This window comes from Nocardioides sp. YIM 152588 (assembly GCF_040191335.1).
Classification (GTDB): Bacteria; Actinomycetota; Actinomycetes; order Propionibacteriales; family Nocardioidaceae; genus Nocardioides.
The window spans coordinates 54,691-72,151 of record NZ_JBEGDJ010000019.1 but is presented as its reverse complement, the minus strand read 5'-3'; the positions used below and the strand labels follow the sequence as shown (position 1 = coordinate 72,151).

General features: G+C 74.1%; 12 protein-coding genes. 4 read left to right on the top strand and 8 right to left on the bottom strand.

Annotated features, from left to right (window positions below; translation table 11 throughout):
- Nucleotides 1–206 precede the first annotated feature (206 nt).
- Nucleotides 207–776 (top strand): hypothetical protein, encoded by a 570-nt coding sequence (locus ABLM29_RS11500; RefSeq protein ID WP_349714245.1) that lies wholly within the window; start codon nucleotides 207–209, stop codon nucleotides 774–776.
- A 10-nt stretch (nucleotides 777–786) separates the two neighbouring features.
- Here the strand turns inward: ABLM29_RS11500 and pgfA are convergent, their stop codons facing one another.
- The 6 genes from pgfA to ABLM29_RS11470 all read right to left on the bottom strand — a co-directional run bounded on the left by pgfA (nucleotide 787) and on the right by ABLM29_RS11470 (nucleotide 10,040).
- The gene (gene pgfA, locus ABLM29_RS11495) at nucleotides 787–1,761 is read right to left on the bottom strand and encodes a cell envelope lipid trafficking protein PgfA (protein ID WP_349714244.1); all 975 of its coding nucleotides are present in this window, start codon (nucleotides 1,759–1,761) and stop codon (nucleotides 787–789) included.
- Nucleotides 1,762–1,775: 14 nt separating this feature from the next.
- Entirely contained in the window at nucleotides 1,776–3,044 is a 1,269-nt protein-coding gene (locus ABLM29_RS11490) for a glycosyltransferase family 4 protein (RefSeq protein WP_349714243.1), read from the bottom strand.
- Nucleotide 3,045: 1 nt separating this feature from the next.
- Nucleotides 3,046–3,912, bottom strand: a complete 867-nt coding sequence (locus ABLM29_RS11485; protein ID WP_349714242.1) for a glycosyltransferase — start codon at nucleotides 3,910–3,912, stop codon at nucleotides 3,046–3,048.
- A gap of 94 nt (nucleotides 3,913–4,006) precedes the next feature.
- Nucleotides 4,007–4,138, bottom strand: coding sequence for a hypothetical protein (locus ABLM29_RS11480; protein ID WP_349714241.1), 132 nt, complete (start codon nucleotides 4,136–4,138; stop codon nucleotides 4,007–4,009).
- Nucleotides 4,139–4,212: 74 nt separating this feature from the next.
- The gene (locus ABLM29_RS11475; protein WP_349714240.1) at nucleotides 4,213–5,931 is read right to left on the bottom strand and encodes an MmpA family trehalose lipid delivery protein; all 1,719 of its coding nucleotides are present in this window, start codon (nucleotides 5,929–5,931) and stop codon (nucleotides 4,213–4,215) included.
- The gene (locus ABLM29_RS11470; RefSeq protein ID WP_349714239.1) at nucleotides 5,928–10,040 is read right to left on the bottom strand and encodes an alpha-(1->3)-arabinofuranosyltransferase domain-containing protein; all 4,113 of its coding nucleotides are present in this window, start codon (nucleotides 10,038–10,040) and stop codon (nucleotides 5,928–5,930) included. The genes ABLM29_RS11475 and ABLM29_RS11470 overlap by 4 nt, the downstream gene beginning before the upstream one ends.
- A gap of 110 nt (nucleotides 10,041–10,150) precedes the next feature.
- Between ABLM29_RS11470 and ABLM29_RS11465 the strand changes: the two genes are divergently transcribed.
- A complete protein-coding gene (locus ABLM29_RS11465; protein ID WP_349714238.1) occupies nucleotides 10,151–11,419 on the top strand; it encodes a lipopolysaccharide biosynthesis protein in 1,269 nt (422 codons plus the stop codon).
- Between the two features lie 388 nt (nucleotides 11,420–11,807).
- On the opposite strand, the gene polA is transcribed toward ABLM29_RS11465, so the two are convergent.
- Nucleotides 11,808–14,516: a DNA polymerase I gene (gene polA, locus ABLM29_RS11460; protein WP_349714237.1), complete on the bottom strand. Its 2,709-nt coding sequence runs from the start codon at nucleotides 14,514–14,516 to the stop codon at nucleotides 11,808–11,810.
- Nucleotides 14,517–14,567: 51 nt separating this feature from the next.
- Here polA and ABLM29_RS11455 point away from each other — a divergent pair, with 51 nt between their 5' ends.
- Nucleotides 14,568–14,993, top strand: a complete 426-nt coding sequence (locus ABLM29_RS11455; RefSeq protein ID WP_349714236.1) for a PaaI family thioesterase — start codon at nucleotides 14,568–14,570, stop codon at nucleotides 14,991–14,993.
- A gap of 9 nt (nucleotides 14,994–15,002) precedes the next feature.
- Here the strand turns inward: ABLM29_RS11455 and ABLM29_RS11450 are convergent, their stop codons facing one another.
- The gene (locus ABLM29_RS11450; RefSeq protein ID WP_349714235.1) at nucleotides 15,003–15,629 is read right to left on the bottom strand and encodes a GNAT family N-acetyltransferase; all 627 of its coding nucleotides are present in this window, start codon (nucleotides 15,627–15,629) and stop codon (nucleotides 15,003–15,005) included.
- A 285-nt stretch (nucleotides 15,630–15,914) separates the two neighbouring features.
- On the opposite strand from ABLM29_RS11450, the gene ABLM29_RS11445 reads away from it, so the two are divergent.
- Nucleotides 15,915–17,312, top strand: a complete 1,398-nt coding sequence (locus ABLM29_RS11445; protein WP_349714234.1) for a lipase family protein — start codon at nucleotides 15,915–15,917, stop codon at nucleotides 17,310–17,312.
- The last annotated feature ends 149 nt before the right edge of the window (nucleotides 17,313–17,461 follow it).

Sequence of the window (17,461 nt, the reverse complement as noted above, 5' to 3'; positions counted from 1 at the left end):
GGCCAGGTGCAGGTGCGTCAGCAGGTCGCCGGCGTACTCCATGATCTCGACCATGTTCCCGCCCATGTGGAAGGTGTGCGGCGCGCAGTACAGGAACGACACCAGCGGGCTCGGTCGTCGGCCGCCTCGGCGAGGTCGCGTTCGCGCCGCCGGCACGCCCGACCCCGCCGAGCCGACCGGCGACCGCGGACGCGAGCGGCGACGTGATGGTCGACCTCACGGTGCCCGGCGGCCACCGCACCTCCGACCTGGTCCACGCCGCCGCCTCCGCGCTCGGCGCGGCCGGGGGCCGGCGGGTCGCGATCGCCGTCGGCGCCTCGCGCCGGACACCGCCGGACGACCCCGCGGCCGACCCCGCGGCCGGCCCCGGAACGGGCCCGCGGATCGCCGACCGCAGCGCCCTGCTCCGCCTGCGCGACGTCGAGCGGATGGACCGCGACCAGGTCCGCGAGGCGATCCGGAGCGCCCCGGTCGAGGCGTCGCCCCACGGCGAGGAGGGCGTCCGGTCGCGCCTCGCCGCCGGGCTGCTCGGGGCCGGGATCAGGCTCCTGGCGCCACGCCTCGGGTCGAGCCTGCTGGTCTCCCACCTGGGCCGGGTCGACGGGACCGGCGTCGACCGGCTGCTCTTCCACCCGGTGACGGCCGGTGGCTCGGGCCTCTCGCTCGGCGCGGTCGTGCTGGGCGACACCACCACCGTCACCCTGCGCGGCCGCGCCCGGACGTGGAACGACGATGGCCTCGAGCAGCTGCTCGAGGCCATCGTCGACCGGCTCTAGGGGTTCCCGGTCAGGCGTCGACCATGTCCCGGCTCTTGGCGTGCTCGGCGCCCTTCTTCGGGCCACCCGAGCCGCGGGTGAGGAAGAGGCCACCGGCCAGCGCCGCGATGCCGAGCAGCAGCGCGAGCAGCGGGAACAGCATCCGCATGCCGCCCAGCATCGTGGCGTTCGACCCCGCCTCGTCGGCGACGTCGGCCACCTGGTCGTCGGTGTACTCGACGGTTCCGGTGAAGAGCGGGACCGAGACGCCGTCGTACCGCAGCTCCTGCATCCGCTCCTCGACCCGGTCGATCGGAGCGCCGGTGACGGGCTCGATCTGGAAGGTGCGCTTCATGCCGTACCAGACCTCGCCCTCGACGCTGTCCTCGTCAGCGCCCAGGATCGAGCCGGGCACCTCCATGGTGCCGACCTGGGTGGGCTCGATGGTCTGCACGAAGGTGTAGACGGTGAGGCCGTCGATCGTGGTCTCACCCTCGTACTCGATCGGGGTCGCCGCACCGAGGGTGTCGTCCCACTGCTCGTAGTCCTTCTTCTCGGTGTTGAACGGGAACTTGTAGACCAGGCCCTCCGGCTGGATGGAGACGCGCTCGCCCTCGGCCTCCTCGGACCAGACGTCGCACTCCTCGCAGTCGACCGCCTCGGCGGTGACCGGGTCGAACGCCACCCGCTCGCGGGACTGCTGGAAGACGCTGCCGTCGCCGCGCTCGATGGTCACGGAGTTGTGCCAGACGACGACGTCGTCGGGCAGGTCGGAGCGGCTGTCGGCCACGGTGCGCGAGTGGATCGCCAGGTCGACGACCTCGGGGGCGAGGATGCTCGGGTCGCTGTTGAACACCTGGGCGCCCTTGGCCTCGAGCTCGGTGGTCGAGTCGTAGTTCGTGGGCACCGTCGCCATGGCGGGGTAGGCGTAGAAGCGCATCAGCGCCGCCGCCACGATCAGGAACACACCCAGGCCGACCAGCCCGGCGCCGATCTTTCGGCTCATCTCTCTTTGACCTCTCAGTCGGCCACGCGGGCGCGCGGCAGGTGGTGGTGGTCCGGGGCGGCGGGTGCCTCCCCGGTCAGGATCCCCTCGGTGAGACGCCGGGCCTGCCGGCGCATCTGGGACCAGTCGAACTTGGTGGCCCACGCCTCGCAGGCTGCGGCGCGATGGACCCGGTCGGACCGGGACGCCGTGCTGCCGAGGGCCGAGGCCATCGCCTGGGCCAGGCTCCGGCGGAGGGTGTCGGCATCGCCGGCGGTGGGGCGCCGGACGGGCTCCGGCACGAGCCAGCCGGTCTCGCCGTCGCGGATGGAGTCCCGCAGCCCCGGTACGTCGCGCGCGACCGTCGGCACGCCGCGGCCGGCGGCGTCGATGACGACCTGGCCCCATCCCTCGGCGTCGGAGGCACAGACGTGGAGCGAGGCCCGGTCCAGCAGCCGCGCCTTCTCCTCGTCGCTGACGAAGCCGTGGAAGGTGACCACGTCGGCGACGCCGAGCCGCTGGGCGAGCTCCTCGAGCCGCTCCCGCTCGGGGCCGCGGCCGATGACGTCGAGACGCAGGTCGCGGCCGGCGAGGCCGGGCTCGTTGCGCAGGTCGTGCAGCGCGCCCAGCACCAGGTCGACGCGCTTGTGGGCGACGAGACGCCCGAGGACGACGATCCGGTCCGGGTCCTTCGCGCCGGCGTCGACCGACCCGGGCTCGGGCAGGTCGGCGCCGTTCTCCAGGACGCCGATCGCGCCCGACCAGCCGAGCCGGCGCCGCATCTCCCGGACCGTCGAGGTCGAGACCGCGACGACGGGCTGACGACGGTAGACCCGGCGCATCGCGACGCGCTCCAGCCAGCGCCCGAAGGCGGCGACCGGAGCGGGGAAGTGCGCGCCGAACTGGTCCTGGTGCACGTGGTGGACGACCAGCAGCGCGGGCGTGCCACGGCGCAGGACCAACGGCGAGAAGACCGGCAGGCCGCCGGCCGGGTCGATGACGGCGTCCCAGCGCCGGCGGTGTCGGGCCAGCCAGAGCAGCGACGCCGGGTAGAAGCCGAGCCGGCCGCCCGCGCGCCGCACGGTCATCCCGTCCCGCCGCTCACGGCGGCGCTGGCCCGGCTCGCGGGAGGTGACGAAGCAGACCTCGGCACCGCCCTCGACGAGCGCGCGGGCGAACTGGTCGGCGTAGATCTCCGCGCCGCCCGCGAGGGAGTGGTCGAGGTCGCGCCAGTTGACCACCGCGATCCGGCGGCCGGCGAGCGTGTGCGCGTCGTCGCCGGCGCCACGGGTCCGGGGCGCCATCTCAGTTCTCCTGCGGGGCACGGACGTGCATGGGGACCGCGAGCGGCACGAGCACGGCCGCGAGGGCGGCCGGCACCGCGACCGGCATCGGGACCGAGCGGGCCCCGGCCGGCGTGGCCTGCGGGGCCTGCGTGGCTCGGGCCGGGCGCGCCGCACCGAGGCCACGCGTCCGCCACGCGATCCCGGCGAGCTCCAGGAAGGAGGACGCCCCGTCGCGCATCGGCACGAAGGTGGAGCCGGGCACGTCGGCCCAGACGACCGGGATCTCCTCGATGACGGCCCCGGCCGCCCGGAGGCGGACGAGGAGCTCGACGTCGAAGGCGAAACCCGACGCCCGCAGCTCGGCTACGGCGGGCCTGACCAGCGTGCCGCGGAACATCTTGAAGCCGCACTGGGTGTCGGTCAGGTCGGGCAGCATCCGCGCCGCGCCGGCCCGGTAGCAGGCCGCGCCGGCGGAGCGGGTCCTCGTGTGCCGCGCCTCGGTGACGCTGGAGGCCAGCGCCCGCGAGCCGATGACGACGTCGGCCCCGGCCTCGATGCGTGCGAGCGCGGTCTCGAGCGCCTCGAACCCGGTGGCGCCGTCGGCGTCCATGAAGCAGACGGTCTCCTCGGGGGCGGTGGCCAGGAGCCCGGCGCGCACCGCGGCGCCCTTGCCGCGGATCTCGCAGGACAGCACCCGGACCGGCAGTGCCGGGGAGTCAGCGGCGCGCGCGACCTCGGCGGTCCCGTCGTCGCTGGCGTTGTCGACCACGGTGACCACGACACGGCCCAGGGCCTGTCGGTGGTTCGCGACGTGGCGTCGCAACGAGCGCAGGGTCCGGGGCAACCGGTCCTGCTCGTTGTACGCCGGAATCACGATGTGGAGCATCCGGCCCTCCCAAGCCGTCAGCAGCGACGGCGCTTCCGGGAAGCGCCGTCACCGGTCCGTCATCGACGAACCGGTGTAGCCATCACGCGGATGGCTACTCGCTGGCGTACGAGTAGAGGGTGGTCTCGGCGACTGGGGACTGGTCGCCCTGGACGACGTTGACGCCGCCGACGAGTGCGGCCGTGGCGACGAGCGCGCCGACGAACGCGGAGATGACGATATTCATCGTGGGTGGTTCCCTCCCAAGAACCTTCCGGGAGCTCTAGGCGGTCCCCATGACATCCCGGACTGTGACTGAGGTTACTCCCGAGTCGGAAGTATGCACACACCGGCGGTGATGAGCAACACAAGCGCCATGGCGTGCCCCACACAGATGAGAAAAACTTCCTGGTCAGAGGCTCCGCCACGGGACGCGGCGGGCCCCAGGTCGACCAGCAGGAGCTCCTCGCCCGCCACCGCGACACGTCCCTGCGGAGGCTCCGCGGCGCCCATCCCGCGCTCCACGAGGACCCACCGGACGCCGAGGTCGCGGAGCGCCGCGGCGGGGTCGGCCGCGGCGAGTGCCGCACCGATCTCCGCCGCACGCGGGTCCTCGCCGGGCACCGTCGTCCCCCCGAGGAGGACCCGGTCGTCGATGACGACCTCGCCGGGCAGGTAGCGCGGGGCGGGGTCGAGGACCGCGCGGCGGTGGTTGAAGTCGAAGCCCCGGTAGGAGCCGGTCCAGGGCAGCACCACGGTCGCGCCGCTCCCGTCCGCGGCGTCGATCTCGGCCGCGACGCGGTCCCACTCACCGGGATAGACCGACAGCCGCAGCTCGCCCGCCGCGCCCCAGGCGAGGCTGGGCAGCAGCAGCACGGGCGCGACGACGACCAGGACGATCGCGCTCCACAGCGCACCCAGCCCGGGCCGCACGGCCTCCCGCAGGCGCGTCACCAGGCCGGCGGCGCCGATCGCGAGGGGCAGCGCGAGCGGGGCGAGGTAGCGGTGCGAGTCGCGCAGGATCGCCACGGCCGGCACGCGGCCGGCCACCGCCTCGAGCAGCCAGACCCCGGCGGCGGTCGTCGGCAGCAGGGCGAGCGCCACGGACGCACCGGCCAGCGCGGCGTACCGCGCCGTCTCGCCGGGGCGGTCCCTGAGGGCCCGACGCAGCCCGGCCAGGGCGGCGACGCTGAGCAGGCACGACAGCAGCACCAGCGCCGCGCCGGTGCGCTCGGCGGGAAGGATCGAGGACTTCCAGATGCCGCCCAGCGAGAGCACGCTGGCCACGACGCCGGCGCCGGACTCGGCGCGTGCGGCGAACCCCTCGAAGACCCCGTCCGCCGTGATCGTGGCCCGCGCCGCGACGAGCGACGGGACCAGCCAGGTGAGGTTGGCGACGGTGCCGATCAGCACGATCCGCCACCAGGTGCGGCGCGTGGCGCCGAGCAGGAGCAGCACCCCCGCGGCGGTGAGCCCACTGGACGGGCTGCAGACCGCCGCGGCCACGAGCGCCACGCCGGCCGGGCCCCAGTCGCGCGGGTCCGCCCTGATCCGGCGCGCGGCGATCGCCACCCAGGGCAGCGCGAGGTAGCCGAGCAGGATCGCCCACTGGCCGATCAGCAGCCGCTCGTAGACCCACGGGTTCCACAGCAGCAGGGTGATCGCCGCCGCGCGGGCGTACCAGCGGTGCTCGGCGAGGAGCCGGCCGATCCCGATGCCGCCGAGGAGCAGGCCACCGAGCAGGAGGAGGCGCTGGACGACCTCGCCGGGCAGCACCGACGTCGCGACGGAGATCAGCGCGTCCATGGGGACCGCACGCGGCAGCGCGCCGTCGAGGCCCAGCCAGGCCGACTTCCACGGCTGTTGGGGGACGAAGACCATGTCGCCGACCAGCCAGAAGCCGCGGCCGAGCAGGAGCGGGAGCCCGACCAGCAGCACCAGCCCGGCCGACCAGGCCGCGTCGCGCCCCGGTCCGCGCGCCCACCGACCGGCGCGCGCCGATCGGTCCGCGCCGCGGCTGCCCGACGACGCGCCGCTCACCGTCGGTGCCGTCCGATCGGGTGCCGGTGCACGGCGGCCGTGGCCAGCCCGAGGGCGAGTGCCGCCCCCGTGACCAGGTCCAGCGCGTCCGGTGGCAGCCGTGGTCCGCTGGAGAGCAGCAGGGCCAGCGCCACCACGGCGCCCGCCAGGGTCACCGCCACGACGGCGAGCGCCGCCCGCGGCCAGCGGGCCAGCACCACCCCGGCGAGCGCGCCGGCCGCGACCACCGGGCCGGCGACGAGCCAGCCCGCCACCGCGGCCGCGAGGCAGGCGAGCACCCACCTCCGGCGCGAGGTCGGCGGCGGAGCCTCCTCCAGCACCTCCACCGCCTCGTCGGCCGCCGCGCCGGCCGAGGCGTCGACCGGGCGGAGCGGGCGGCGAACCAGCGCCCACGCCGCCGCGGCCACGACCAGCCCGAGGACGGCCAGACCGCCGACCAACCCGACCAGGTAGCCGCGCTGGGGCTCGTAGACCAGCACGATCGTTCCCGAGACGTCCGCCGGGACGATCCACCCCTGCGCCCAGCCGTCGACCAAGATCGGGTCCAGCCGGATGCCGTCGGTGTCACCGACGTACGCCGCCCAGCCCGCGTTCATGTTGTGCGGAGCCGACAGGATCGCCTGCTGGCCGGGCGAGACCACGACCTCGACCTCCGTGTCGTCCCGGCTGAGGGTGCGCACCGTGCGCGAGCGCTCCGCGTCCCGCTGCCGGTGCTGACCGGCGGCCAGCAGCGTGAGGCCGGTCGGGCCGAACTGGCTGGTCGCCTCCAGGCTCACCCGGTGCTCCCCCGCCGCCAGCGAGATCGTGCGGCCGCCGTCGCACGGCACCACCGCGAGCGTGCCGGCGCTGAGCACGTCGCCGACGCGCCCCTCGACCCGCGTGCGGTAGCTCCGGCCGTCGACCACGAGCCGCGGCCCGTAGCCGCAGAAGCCGCCCGTGGAGGCCGAGCCGTCCAGCGGGACCGAGGAGCGGCCGGGCCCCCAGCGGAGCTCGCTCAGCCCCAGCGGGATGTCCGGGTCCGCCCCGGCGCGGCGCCGGAAGGTCAGCGTCATGCTGGTCGCCCGCACCGGCTCGAACCGTCCGGTCCCGTCGAGGCTGACGGTGCGGGTCTCGCGGTTCCCCGCCGCGTCCACGGCCTCGATGCGGACCGACTGGGGGAAGGAGGCGACGCCGGCCGGCGCCAGGGCCGTCAACCGCCGGACCGTGCGCTCGCCGCCCAGGTCGACGGTCAGCGACGGCCGCTTGTTGCGGGGGTCGGCGACCCACGAGGTGGCGCGGTCCCCGTCGTACGCCATCCGCGGGGTCACCGTCGGGTCCTGGCCGAGCCACGACGACCCGGTGACCGTCGCCCCGACGCCCGGGTCGAGGAGCTCCGGCGCGGCGAAGCCGCTGCGGGCCACCGCCAGTCCGCGTATCCGCCACCGTCCGCCGTAGGCGACCGTGAACGTGCGGTCGATCCCGCTCGCCTCCTCCGAGGCCCGCCGGCGGTCGAGCGCGCAGTCCGGCCCCAGCAGCGTGGTCACGCAGCTGCGCGTCTCCTGGCGGGCGCCGAAGATGAAGTCCGGGGCGGTGGTGGTCGGGACCTCCGGCAGCCGCAGGGTGCGGGTCGGGACGAGCCCCGAGATCCGCACCTCGGCGAGGCCGACGGCGGCCCGGCGGGCGGGCGCGCCGGCCACCTCCACCCGCACGGCGTCGGCCACCACTCCGCCGAGGTTGACGCGCGCCCGGCCCGTGAACTGGTCCGGCTCGACCGTGCGGGTGACGCCGCCGGCGCTCACCCGCCACCGCGTCACGCGGTCGAGGTCGAGCGCGCTGACCGGCTCGACGAGCTCGATCGCCCCGATCGGCCGCGGCGCGTCGAGGCGCACCTCCCACCACTGCCCGACCGTGTCCTGGAAGGGGGCCGGCCGCCAGTGGCTCGCGTCGTCGCCGTCCAGCGCCGACCACGGCGCCTCCTCGGGGTGCACCGGGCCGAGCACGTTCGCCCAGGCGCGGGAGCTGGAGGCGGTCACGCCGGCGATGCCGTCGTACGCCGCCAGCACCGGCCGCGCCCCATCCGACGCCGGGTAGTCGGGGACGACCCGGCCGGCATGGTAGGGCTCGTCCTCGGCCATCACCGCGCTCTCGGCGTCGTGGATCCGACCGAACGCGCGCTCGCGGCGGCGGTAGCCGTCGCCGACCACGTCGGCCGGCTCCGACCAGCCCTCGGTGCCGGCGACCAGCATCGGCTGGGCCGGCCCGACCAGCCCCTCCCCCACGGCGAGGAACCCGTCCTCGACCGAGGAGGCGACCGTCACGGCGTCCGCCAGGTCCCGCACCTGGTAACCGTCCGGGTCGCGGTGCTCCTCGCCGAGGGGGCTGGCGACCGCGTAGACCTCGATCGCCGGCCCGAAGTCGACCCGGCCGAACGTCCGCAGCCGACGGATCCCCGGGGAGCGCGCCAGCGCGACCGCCACCAGCGAGTCGCTGGTCGTCTCGGACACCGCTCGGTCGAGGTCGTGGCGGACCAGGATCGTGTCGATGCCCAGGCGCGCCAGCATGTCGGCGAGGTAGGCGGAGCCCGCTCCGGTCTCGAGGTAGCTCTCCAGCTGGGACAGCGCCCGCAGCGTCGTCGCCGGGGTCAGCGGGACCTGGGTGCGACTGACCCACGAGGCGTGGCCGAGCACCTGCATCGGCTCCTCCATCGTCCAGCCCCAGGTCTCGATGCCGAAGCCGGACCCGGGGACCACCCAGGTCGCCCCCTCGCTGCGCCGGGCGACGTAGTCGGCGGCCTGGGTCCAGTAGGCGGGCATCTCCTTCCACCCCGGGGTGCGGGTGTTCGCGGACAGCACCGGGAACGCCATCGCGACCAGCCCGAGGAGGAGGGCACCCACCATGCCCAGGGCGCCGAGCCGACGGAGCAGCCCGCGGCGGCCGGCCACGCCGGTCCGCAGCACCCGCACCGCGTCCTCGGCGAAGGCGCCGAGGCCCAGCGCGAGCGGTACCCGCAGCACCGGGTCGACCTTCGGCACGTTGCGCAGCGGCGCCAGCGGGCCGTCGAGCAGGTCCTGCAGCACCCCGGCGAACGGACCGTCGAACGGCCCCGTGTGCGCGGCGACCTGGAGCGCGAGGCCCAGGCCCGCGGCGATCAGCAGCGGGGCCCGGAACCGGCCCCGGAACCGCAGCAGGCCGACGAACCCGAGCGCCGCGACGAGCCCGGAGCCGAGCACCAGCCACGAGTCGAACGACAGCTCGTAGCCCGCCGGCCACCACGGCCGACCGCCGACCGCGAGGTAGGAGACCCAGTTGCTGGCACCGCGCAGCACCGCGGAGAACCCGGACGTCCCGGTGGTGGTCCGGGCGTCCTCGACGAAGTCGTAGAACGGCGGGCTGAAGGCGCCGAGCCGGACCAGGGAGAGGAGCCACCACGCGCTGACGGCGCCGATCAGCGCGAACCAACCGACGGCGAAGCGGGGGCTCAGGTGACGCCGTACGACGCCCCACACCACGAACACGGCGAGCAGCGCCGCGGGCGCGGCCGTGGCGGTGCCGTTCACGCCGCCGCCGCAGGCGAAGGCGACGGCCGACAGCAGGGCGGCGTCCCGGGGGCGCCTCCGGCCGTTCATCGAGTGCAGGATCGGCAGCAGCGCCCAGGGCAGCACGGCGCCGGGGAGGATCTCCGCGCTGCGGACCCCCAGCTCGGCGACGTGGCGGGGCGTCAGGCCGTAGGCGAGCCCGGCGAGGGCCGCGGCCCACGGCCCCAGCGCCATCGCGCGGGCGACGCGGCGCAGGCCCTCGCAGGCGATCAGCAGCACCAGGAACGACCAGAGCCGCTCCGCCACCCACCCGGGCACGGTGAGCGCGTCCAGCAGCACGAAGAAGCTGCCCTGCGGGAACAGGTAGCCGTAGGCCTGGTTCTGCAGCTCGCCGAGCGAGGCGTCCGGGCTCCAGAGGGTGAAGGTGCTGCGCAGGAACGACCGCGGGTCCTCGACCAGCTCCAGCCGGGTGTCGGTCGTCGCCAGCCCGAACTTCTCGGTGAAGACCAGGATCGCCAGCGACACGTACACGGTCACCAGCAGGACGGTGCAGCGCCGGTCGGTCCCCGCCGTGCGGTCCGCGCCCTCCTCCATCGGGCCTCCTCCCCTCAGCCGCGTGCGACACGGGTCACAGCGAGCAGCGCAGGTCACTGTAAAGGGGGCTCGCCAACGGAGCCGCACCGGTTCGGCCTACGCTCGACACCGTGACGAGCACCACCGAGCCCGCCGCGTCCACCCGGCGCCACCGTTGGGCACGCGTTCTGCACAGCAGCGCGGGGATCGCGGTCGCGATGGCCGTGATGAACGTCGGGACCTACGCGTTCCAGATGGTCTCCGCGCGCCTGCTCGGTCCCAGCAGCTACGGCGCGCTGGCCAGCATGATGGCGCTGCTGATGGTGCTCTCCGTGCTCCAGCTCGGCCTCCAGGCCACCGCCGCGCGACGGATCTCCGCGGAGCCCGACCAGGTCGGCGCGATCGAGCAGACGGTGCTCCGCACCACCTGGGTCGGGGCGGGCGTGCTCGGCCTGGTGGCGCTCGCCGCCGCCCCGCTGGTCGCCGACCTGCTGCACCTCGACGGCGTGCTCCCGGCCGTCCTGCTCGCGCTGTGCGTGGTCCCGGTGACGGTGATGGGCGGCCAGGCCGGCGTGCTCCAGGGCGAGCGGCGCTGGTTCCCGCTGAGCCTGCTCTACCTCGCCGTCGGCGTGCCGCGGGTGCTGTTCGGCGGCGGGTTCCTGCTGCTGTGGCGGACCGAGACCAGCGCGATGCTGGGCGTGCTGATCGCGTCCTGGCTGCCCGTGCTGATCGGCGCGTGGGCGCTGCGCGAACGGCCCGAGCCACACCCGGGCCCCCGCACCCCGGCGCTGCTGCGCGACGTGCGCCGGGAGACCTTCGGCAGCTCACTGGCGCTGCTGGCCTTCATCGCCCTGTCCAACCTCGACGTCGTCGTGGCCCGCAGCGCGCTCGACAGCCACCAGGCCGGCCTGTACGCCGGCGGCCTGATCGTGGCCAAGGCGGTCCTGTTCCTGCCGCAGTTCGCGGTCGTCATCCTGTTCCCGTCGATGTCCACCGCCGACGAGAGCCGCGCCGCCGTGGCGCGCGGCCTCGCCTTCCTCGGCGGGATCGGCGCGCTGTCCGTGGCCGCCACCTACCTGCTCAGCGACATCGCGGTGGTCTTCGTCGGAGGCCAGGAGTACGCCGAGGTCACCGACTGGCTCTGGCTGTTCGCCCTCCTCGGCGCACTGCTGTCGGTCCTCCAGCTCCTCGTCTACGCCGGGCTGGCCAAGCGCGGCGCGGCGACGAAGTACGTGGTCGCCGGCGGCGTGGTCCTGCTGGTCGTCCTGGGCCGGATGGCCACCTCGTTCTCCGGCCTGGCCCTCACCGTCGCCGCCGTCGACGCCGCCGTCGTCGCGCTGCTGCTGGCGCTGCAGATGGTGCGCCACCGCCGCCCGGACGTCGAGCGCGCCGGCGCCTGACGCGGGGTCGCCGGCGCCTGGAGCGGGGTCGTGTGCCTGAGGACCCGTCCTACCGGGGCCTGGGGCACACGAGGCTGGGCGGCGCCGCGGCTGGCGCGGGTCGTGTGCCCGAGCACCCGCCATACCGATGCCTCAGGCACACGACCCCCACGCGAGCCGGGGCCCCACGCGAGCCCGGCCACGCCCCACGGACCCACCGAAATGACGGCTGTCGTCGCGGAGAACGCCGACCGAGGGCGCGCAGGGAGCGAAGCGACCGGAGCGCACGAGGGAGGCTTCTCCGCGCGCAGCCGCCGCAGGCCGCCAGCGAACCCCTACCCCAGCGGCGGCCAACTGCGCGCGCGGCAGCGCGGCGCAGCGAAGCGGAGACGCGCTCGCGCCATCCCGGCTAGTGCGCCGCCTCGTGCCAGCTGCGCCCGGTCCCGACGGAGACGTCGAGCGGCACGGCGAGGTCGGCGGCGCCGCCCATCTCGGCGCGCACCAGCTCCTCCAGCCGCTCCCGCTCGCCGGGGGCGACCTCGAACACGAGCTCGTCGTGCACCTGGAGCAGCATCCGCGAGGTGAGGCCGTCGGCCTCGAGCCGGGCCTGGGTGCGCAGCATCGCGACCTTGATCAGGTCCGCGGCCGACCCCTGGATGGGGGCGTTGAGCGCCATCCGCTCGGCCATCTCGCGCCGCTGGCGGTTGTCGCTGGTCAGGTCGGGGAGGTAGCGCCGACGGCCCATGATCGTCTCGGTGAAGCCGGTGCGGCGGGCCTCGTCGACGACGCCGGCGAGGTAGTCGCGGATGCCGCCGAAGGTCTCGAAGTACTCCTCCATCAGCGCGGCCGCCTCGCCGGTGGGGATGGCGAGCTGCTGGGAGAGGCCGAAGGCGGACAGCCCGTAGGCGAGGCCGTAGTTCATCGCCTTGATCTTGGCCCGCTGCTCGGGCGAGACCTCGTCCTCGGCGACGCCGAAGACGCGCGACGCGGTGGTGGAGTGGAAGTCGCGCCCGGAGCGGAACGCCTCGATCAGCAGCTCGTCCTCGGACAGGTGCGCCATGATCCGCATCTCGATCTGGCTGTAGTCGGCGGTCAGCAGGCAGTCCCAGCCCTCGCCGACGACGAACCCCTCGCGGATCCGGCGGCCCTCCTCGGTGCGCACCGGGATGTTCTGCAGGTTGGGGTCGGTGCTGGACAGCCGGCCGGTGGCGGCGATGGTCTGGTTGAAGGTGGTGTGGATGCGTCCGTCGGGGGCGACGGTCTTGAGCAGCCCCTCGATCGTCTGCCGGAGCCGGGAGACGTCGCGGTGGCGCAGCAGGTGCAGCAGGAACGGGTGCTCGGTCTTGGCGAAGAGGCCCTGGAGCGCGTCGGCGTCGGTGGTGTAGCCGGTCTTCGTGCGCTTGGTCTTGGGCATGCCGAGCTCGTCGAAGAGCACCACCTGCAGCTGCTTGGGCGAGCCGAGGTTGATCTCCTTGCCGATCACCGCGTACGCCTCCTCGGCGGCGTTGCGCACCTCCTCGGCGAAGTGAGCCTCGAGCGCGGTGAGGTGGTCGAGGTCGACCGCGATGCCGGTCTTCTCGAGCCCGACCAGCAGCGAGAGCAGCGGCAGCTCGACGTCGGCGAGCAGGGCGCTGCCGCCGTGCTCGCCGACCGCGGTGTCGAGCGCCTCGGCGAGGTCGAGCACCGCCCGGGCGTAGAGCGCTGCGGTGGCGGCGACACCGTCCCCGGCCGGGTCGTCGTCGCCGAACAGCGAGCCCTGGTCGCCCTCGTCCTCGGCCTTGAGCTCGCGCTTGAGGTAGCGCACCGTCAGGTCGGCCAGGTCGTAGGAGCGCTGGTCCGGACGGACCAGGTACGCCGCCAGCGCGGTGTCGCTGGCGAGGCCGCGCAGGTCCCACCCGTGGGCGGCCAGGGCCAGGATCGGACCCTTCGCGTCGTGCAGCACCTTGGGCCGGTCGGCGTCGGCGAGCCAGGCGCCGAGGGCGGAGTCGTCGGCCGGCGAGAGCCCGGCGGCGTCGACGTAGGCGGCCCGGCCGTCGCCGAGCGCCAGCGCGAGCCCGTCGACCCGCCCGGTGCCCGAGCCCCAGGTGCCGCGCACGTGCACGCCCACCCGGTCGGTGCCCGCGCCGGCCAGCCAGTCGGCGACCTCGCCCTCGCCGAGCACCGCGGTCTCGAGCTCGAAGCCGCCCTCGGCGACATCCTCCTCGGAGGTGAGGCTCTCGAAGAGCCGGTCGCGGAGCACCCGGAACTCGAGGCTGTCGAAGAGGGTGTGCACCTCCTGCCGGTCCCAGGGGCGGACCAGCAGGTCGGACGGGGTCAGCTCGAGGTCGAGGTCGCGGATGAGCGCGTTGAGGCGTCGGTTGCGCATCACGTCGCCGAGGTGCTCGCGGAACGCCTCGCCCTTCTTGCCGGTGATCTTGTCCGCGTTGGCGATGACGTTGTCGAGGCCGTCGTACTGGTTGATCCACCGGGCGGCGAAGCCGGGCCCGACCCCGGGCACGCCGGGCAGGTTGTCGGAGGACTCGCCGACGATGGCGGCCAGCTCGGGGTAGCGCGCCGGCGGCACGCCGTACTTCCCCTCGACCGCCTCGGGGGTCATCCGGGCCAGGTCGGAGACGCCGCGCATCGGGTAGAGCACGGTGGAGCGCTCGGTGACCAGCTGGAGGGAGTCGCGGTCGCCGGTGAGGATCAGCACCTCCATCTCCGGGTCGTTCGCGAGCGCCTGGGTGACCAGGGTGGCGATGATGTCGTCGGCCTCGAAGCCGGCCTTCTTCAGGTACGGGATGCGCAGCGCGTCGAGGACGTCCTCGATCAGCGGCAGCTGACCGCTGAACTCACCCGGCGACTTGCTCCGGTTCGCCTTGTACTCCCCGTACTCCTCGGAGCGGAACGTCGCCCGGGAGACGTCGAAGGCGACGCCGACGTGCGTGGGCTGCTCGTCGCGCAGCACGTTGATGAGCATCGAGGTGAAGCCGTAGACGGCGTTGGTGTGCTGCCCGGTGGAGGTGGAGAAGTTCTCGACCGGCAGCGCGAAGAAGGCGCGATAGGCCAGTGAGTGACCGTCCAGGAGGAGCAGCCGGGGGCGAGCGGGCGCGGTGTCGGCCAGGGTCGTCTCGGTCACCAGCCGAGCCTATCTGCGGGCGCCGACGCCCCGACCACTAGGTTGGCGCGCATGACTGAGCGCACCACCGACGTCGACGAGATCCTCGCCGCCATGCCCGACGGGCCGCACGGCGCCCTCAACGAGAAGCTCGGCATCGAGCTGCTGGAGATCTCGGCTGAGCGCGTGGTCGGCACGATGCCGGTCGAGGGGAACACCCAGCCCTACGGCCTGCTGCACGGCGGCGCGTCGGTGGTGCTGGCCGAGTCGCTCGGGTCGCTGGGTGCGGGCGTGCACGCCCACCCGGACCGGATCCCGGTGGGCGTCGACATCAACGCCACCCACCACCGCTCCGCGACCAGCGGCACGGTCACCGCGGTCGCCACGGCGGTTCACCTGGGCCGCACCAGCGCGTGCTACGAGGTCGTGATCACCAACGAGGCCGGCAAGCGGATCTGCACGTCCCGGATCACCTGCGCGCTGATCCCCAAGCCCTGACGGGGCGCGTCAGCCCTCCCCGGCCAGCGGCTCCTCGCCGAGGTCCGGGGCCACGGGCAGGTCCAGGTCCGGCACCTCGTCGATGGCCCGGAGCCGGCGCGCGGAGCGGCGCGCGGCGATGAGCCGGCTGCGCCCGGCGGCGCTGACGGAGGGCTGCTGCGGCGAGAGCCGGGAGCGCAGGAGCGAGGTCGGGGCCACCCGCCACGACGCCGCCTGGGTGAGCCCGAGGCGCGCCATGAACCGGTTGCCCTCCCGGGTGGCCGAGGGCACCACCGTGGAGACGACGACGACGCCCTCCTCCTCGGCGAAGCAGGTCGCGGCCTCCATCAGCGCGCGACCGACGCCGTGGCGGCGGTACTCGGGCAGCACGCGCGGCTGGATCGCCTGGATGCAGGGCTCCAGGTTGATCGGCGACAGCGTCGTCAGGCGGAGCAGTACGGCGCCGGCCGGCTGGCCGTCGTAGTCGACGACGACGAACCGCTGCTCCGGAGAGGACGCGGCCTGCTTGATCACGAGCTCGAGGTCCGCGGCCTGCTCGGACCGGTCGGCCCGTCTCAGCACGTCGGTCCAGAGCTCGGCGAGGACCGAGGCGTCCTCGCGTCGGGCAGTGCGCGTCGTGATCAGGGTGCGACCCACCAGCGTCCAACCTCCCCATGCCTACCAGTTGTCGACGAATGCTGACGTGTCCCCGAGGAACCAGACTAGCCCGGCACCGACCCCGTCACGGATTCCATCGGACCGGCGTAGCACCGCCATGACAGGTATGTGACAAACACCTCACGCGCCGCGCGCAACCCCACCCTTGCGCATGTTGCGTGGGTCACAAAGTAAAGAATCCGAAACCGGTTCTAACTTCTTCCCGACTCCCTCGTTGGAGACACACGCCCGGCAGACGGGCGCGGTCCCAAGGGAGGGGTGACCATGCGGCGACGCCTTGCGCTGTGCCTCGCGACGGTCCTCGTCGCGTCGGTGCTCGGTGCGCTGACGCCGACATCGGCGGTCGCCGGTGACGACGACCCCGCGGTCCGCCCCGAGCTCGACGACATCTTCAACGGCTACGTCGTGGGCGCGCTGTCCGGCGCCAGCGCCGGCTCCCCCGACGAGATCTTCAGCGCCCTGCTGCCCGACGACCCGTTCTACGACGAACCGCGGCTCACCGGCCGGGAGAGGCCGGGGAAGCTGCTGAAGTTCAAGCCGGTCGACGTGATGTTCCTCGGGATCAAGCCGGCGAACCTCGAGGCCTGGAAGCTGATGTACACCACCACCGGCCAGCACGGTGAGAAGGGCGAGATCAGCACGGGCATCCTGATGATCCCCCAGGACGGCAGGTCGAACGCGTCCCGCCCGGTGATCGCCTACCAGGAGGCCAACGACTCGGTCGGCCCCTACTGCCACCCGAGCACCCAGTGGACCGGCGGCGACCCGCTCGACGGCTCGCTCTGGTCGGCGCTGGGCCCGCTGGCCCAGATGTTCGACGCCGGTGCCGCGGTGATGATCAGCGACGTTGGCAACGACGGCGACCCGGCGCCGCACGGCGTGTTCGGCGGCCGGTTCGCCGGCGCCGCGCTGCTGGACGGGGTGCGCGCCGCGATGCGGCTGGGCACCAAGAAGCGCGGACTCAGGTCGGACCCGCTCGACCGGAAGGCGCCGATCGGGAGCTTCGGCATCGCCGGCGGAGGCGTCGGCGCCGGCTTCGCCGCCGAGATGGCCCGGACCTACGCCCCGCGGCTGAACATCAGGGCGACCGTGCTGGAGGGGATGGTCGTCGACATGGAGAACTTCCTGCGGACCTCCGACGGGACCATCGGCTCCGGGTTCGGGTTCGCGACGCTCCTCGGCCTGGAGAAGTGGTACCCCGAGTGGGACCTCGACTCCCGGCTCAACCTCGTCGGCCGCACGATCGCGAAGGTGTGGCGGACGCAGTGCCAGACGCCGGCGTACTTCACCCTCCCGCTGGTGCCGCTGAGCCTGCTGTTCAAGGACGGCGTGGCGCCGGCCGACAACTCGCTCTTCGCCCGTGCCTTCGACGAGGCGCTGCTCGGCCGACCGGGGAAGAACCCGAGGAAGGCGGCGTCGCCGCCCCAGCGGCGCAACCGGATCCTGATCTCCTCGTGCGCCAAGGACGACTCCCCCATGTCGCTGGTCCCCGCGAAGGACGCCCGGGACCTCGCCCGCCGATACCGGCGGGCCGGCGCCCGGGTGACCTACGCGCCGACGGACTGCTCCATGGAGCGCTTCGTCACCGACCTCTACGGCTGGGGCACCGACCTGTTCGGGATGCAGACCATCCCCTGGCTCTTCGAGCGGATGCGCCGCTGACAGACCCGCCGCGCGCCGCCGCCGGCAGCCCGGCGACTCCGACAACCGAGAACCGAACGATCACTCAATTCGGGGATACCGACACCACCGCGACGCTCGTTGGCGCTGGTAGCCCCCTTCACTCCACCGCAACACGAAGGACGTGGACA